At 37.0% G+C, this 411-nt stretch carries 1 pseudogene; it reads left to right on the top strand.

The features are described 5' to 3' along the window. A pseudogene (gene sirC, locus ERX55_RS11305) lies at nucleotides 1-411 on the top strand (staphyloferrin B ABC transporter permease subunit SirC); the annotation flags it as partial.

The following is a 411-nucleotide window of genomic DNA, read 5'->3' as shown; positions in this document are numbered from 1 at the left end:
ATCATCGGTATTTCGATGCAAACGTTGTTTATTGCGCTTGTCCAAGGATTACTCATTACAACGAAGCAATTATCTGCTGCCAAAGCTTATACATGGCTAGTCGGAAGTCTTTACGGTGCTACGTTTAAAGATACAATCATTTTGGGTATGGTTATTTTAGCTGTTGTGCCGTTGTTATTTCTTGTTATACCAAAAATGAAAATATCTATACTTGATGACCCTGTAGCGATTGGCTTAGGCTTACATGTACAACGTATGAAACTAATCCAATTAATCACTTCTACTATACTCGTATCTATGGCAATCAGTTTAGTAGGTAACATTGGGTTTGTCGGTTTAATCGCACCACATATCGCGAAAACAATCGTTCGCGGAAGTTATGCTAAAAAGTTACTAATGTCAGCAATGATT

Source organism: Macrococcus bovicus, assembly GCF_004359575.1.
GTDB classification, from domain to species: Bacteria; Bacillota; Bacilli; order Staphylococcales; family Staphylococcaceae; genus Macrococcus; species Macrococcus bovicus.
This window is presented reverse-complemented; position numbering and strand designations above follow the sequence as displayed.